The 3281-nt window shown below is 50.6% G+C and carries 2 rRNA genes; both read left to right on the top strand.

The features are described from left to right. Positions 1-132 precede the first annotated feature (132 nt). Positions 133-3046 (top strand): 23S ribosomal RNA (locus AX762_RS11020). Positions 3047-3156: 110 nt separating this feature from the next. Further along, positions 3157-3272: ribosomal RNA gene (rrf, locus tag AX762_RS11015) — 5S ribosomal RNA — on the top strand. The last annotated feature ends 9 nt before the right edge of the window (positions 3273-3281 follow it).

Genomic DNA, 3281 nt, shown 5'->3' with positions numbered 1-3281 from the left:
CTTTGTTCTTTGAAAACTAGATAGTTGATTTTATAACAAACACAAAAGTTGAGAAACAACACCGAAACAAATAAAACTGAGACCGTCTTGTTTAGACAAGACACTCAGCGCTATAAATACCCTTAACCGTCAGGTTAAGTGAATAAGGGCGCACGGTGAATGCCTTGGCACTAGGAGCCGATGAAGGACGGGACTAACGCCGATATGCTTCGGGGAGCTGTAAGTAAGCTTTGATCCGGAGATTTCCGAATGGGGGAACCCATCACTTTTCATCAAGTGATATATTTATAGTGAATACATAGCTATAGATAAGGTAACGCAGGGAACTGAAACATCTAAGTACCTGCAGGAAGAGAAAGCAAATGCGATTCCCTGAGTAGCGGCGAGCGAAACGGGAAGAGGCCAAACCAAAAGGCTTGCCTTTTGGGGTTGTAGGACTGGCGACATGGACGAGAGCGAATAGCAGAAATGACTGGAAAGTCATGCGAGACAGGGTGATAGCCCCGTATGCGACATTCAAACTTACCTAGCCGGGATCCTGAGTACGGCGGAACACGAGAAATTCCGTCGGAATCCGGGAGGACCATCTCCCAAGCCTAAATACTACCTAGTGACCGATAGTGAACCAGTACCGTGAGGGAAAGGTGAAAAGAACCCCGGAAGGGGAGTGAAACAGCACCTGAAACCGTGTGCTTACAAGTAGTCAGAGCCCGTTAATGGGTGATGGCGTACCTTTTGTAGAATGGACCGGCGAGTGACGATGACATGCAAGGTTAAGCCGAAGAGGTGGAGCCGCAGCGAAAGCGAGTCTGAATAGGGCGTTGAGTATGCCGTCGTCGACCCGAAACCAAGTGACCTACCCATGTCCAGGGTGAAGGTGCAGTGAAATGCACTGGAGGCCCGAACCCGTGTACGTTGAAAAGTGCTGGGATGAGGTGTGGGTAGCGGAGAAATTCCAATCGAACTTGGAGATAGCTGGTTCTCTCCGAAATAGCTTTAGGGCTAGCCTCGGATAATATGCATCGTGGAGGTAGAGCGACTGTTTGGACTAGGGGCCCTTATCGGGTTACCGAATCCTGATAAACTCCGAATGCCACAGATGTAGATCCGGGAGTCACACTGCGAGTGATAAGATCCGTAGTGGAAAGGGAAACAGCCCAGACCGTCGGCTAAGGCCCCCAAATTCTTGTTAAGTGGAAAAGGATGTGGGGCTGCTTAGACAACTAGGATGTTGGCTCAGAAGCAGCCATCATTTAAAGAGTGCGTAATAGCTCACTAGTCGAGTGGCCCTGCGCCGAAAATGTATCGGGGCTAAACAAGATGCCGAAGCCACGGATAGAACCAATGGTTCTATGGTAGGAGAGCGTTCTAAGGGCGTCGAAGCAAGACCGTGAGGACTTGTGGAGCGCTTAGAAGTGAGAATGCCGGTATGAGTAGCGAAAGACGGGTGAGAATCCCGTCCACCGAATGACTAAGGTTTCCTGGGGAAGGCTCGTCCTCCCAGGGTTAGTCGGGACCTAAGCTGAGGCCGAAAGGCGTAAGCGATGGACAACAGGTAGAGATTCCTGTACCAGTCTGCTTTGTTTGAACGATGGAGGGACGCAGAAGGCTAAGATGAGCACGCTGATGGAATAGCGTGTCCAAGCAATAAGTCTGAGAAAGAGTCAAATGCTTTTTCTCGCACGGACAAGTTGTGATGGGGAGGGAATTAAAGTACCGAAGCATCTGATGTCACACTGCCAAGAAAAGCTTCTAGTTAGAAGTAGGCTGCCCGTACCGCAAACCGACACAGGTAGTCGAGGAGAGAATCCTAAGGTGATCGAGAGAACTCTCGTTAAGGAACTCGGCAAAATGACCCCGTAACTTCGGGAGAAGGGGTGCTGACCAATTGGTCAGCCGCAGTGAATAGGCCCAAGCGACTGTTTACCAAAAACACAGGTCTCTGCTAATTCGAAAGAAGATGTATAGGGGCTGACACCTGCCCGGTGCTGGAAGGTTAAGAGGAAGGGTTAGCTTCGGCGAAGCTCTGAATTGAAGCCCCAGTAAACGGCGGCCGTAACTATAACGGTCCTAAGGTAGCGAAATTCCTTGTCGGGTAAGTTCCGACCCGCACGAAAGGTGTAACGATTTGGGCACTGTCTCAACGAGAGACTCGGTGAAATTATAGTACCTGTGAAAATGCAGGTTACCCGCGACAGGACGGAAAGACCCCATGGAGCTTTACTGTAGTTTGATATTGAGTGTCTGTACAGCTTGTACAGGATAGGTAGGAGCCTATGAAGCCAGGACGCCAGTCTTGGTGGAGGCGTTGGTGGGATACTACCCTCGCTGTATGGCCACTCTAACCCACGACCGTTAACCGGTCGGGAGACAGTGTCAGATGGACAGTTTGACTGGGGCGGTCGCCTCCTAAAATGTAACGGAGGCGCCCAAAGGTTCCCTCAGAATGGTTGGAAATCATTCGTAGAGTGTAAAGGCAAAAGGGAGCTTGACTGCGAGACCTACAAGTCGAGCAGGGACGAAAGTCGGGCTTAGTGATCCGGTGGTACCGTATGGAAGGGCCATCGCTCAACGGATAAAAGCTACCCTGGGGATAACAGGCTTATCTCCCCCAAGAGTTCACATCGACGGGGAGGTTTGGCACCTCGATGTCGGCTCATCGCATCCTGGGGCTGTAGTCGGTCCCAAGGGTTGGGCTGTTCGCCCATTAAAGCGGTACGCGAGCTGGGTTCAGAACGTCGTGAGACAGTTCGGTCCCTATCCGTCGCGGGCGTTGGAGATTTGAGAAGAGCTATCCTTAGTACGAGAGGACCGGGATGGACATACCGCTGGTGTACCAGTTGTCAAGCCATTGGCATCGCTGGGTAGCTATGTGTGGAAAGGATAAACGCTGAAAGCATCTAAGCGTGAAGCCCCCTTCAAGATGAGATCTCCCATTCCTTTAAGGAAGTAAGACCCCTGAAAGATTATCAGGTAGATAGGCTGGAAGTGGAAGCGTAGCGATATGTGGAGCGGACCAGTACTAATCGGTCGAGGACTTAACCACCAAAGGTGGCTTAAGGGTATGATGTGGTGTTGTTTTGAATCATTTGTGTGTAAGATCAACTATCTAGTTTTGAGAGAACAAGGTTCTCCTATAAATAAGAAGAGTCACTGTGCGGTGACGATGGCGGGAAGGATCCACCTGTTCCCATTCCGAACACAGCCGTTAAGCTTCCCAGCGCCGAGGATAGTGAAGGGTTTCCCTTTGTGAAAGCAGGACGTTGCCGTGCAGCTCTTTT

Source organism: Alkalibacterium sp. 20 (assembly GCF_001885615.1).
Taxonomy (GTDB): domain Bacteria; phylum Bacillota; class Bacilli; order Lactobacillales; family Carnobacteriaceae_A; genus Alkalibacterium.
This window is presented reverse-complemented; position numbering and strand designations above follow the sequence as displayed.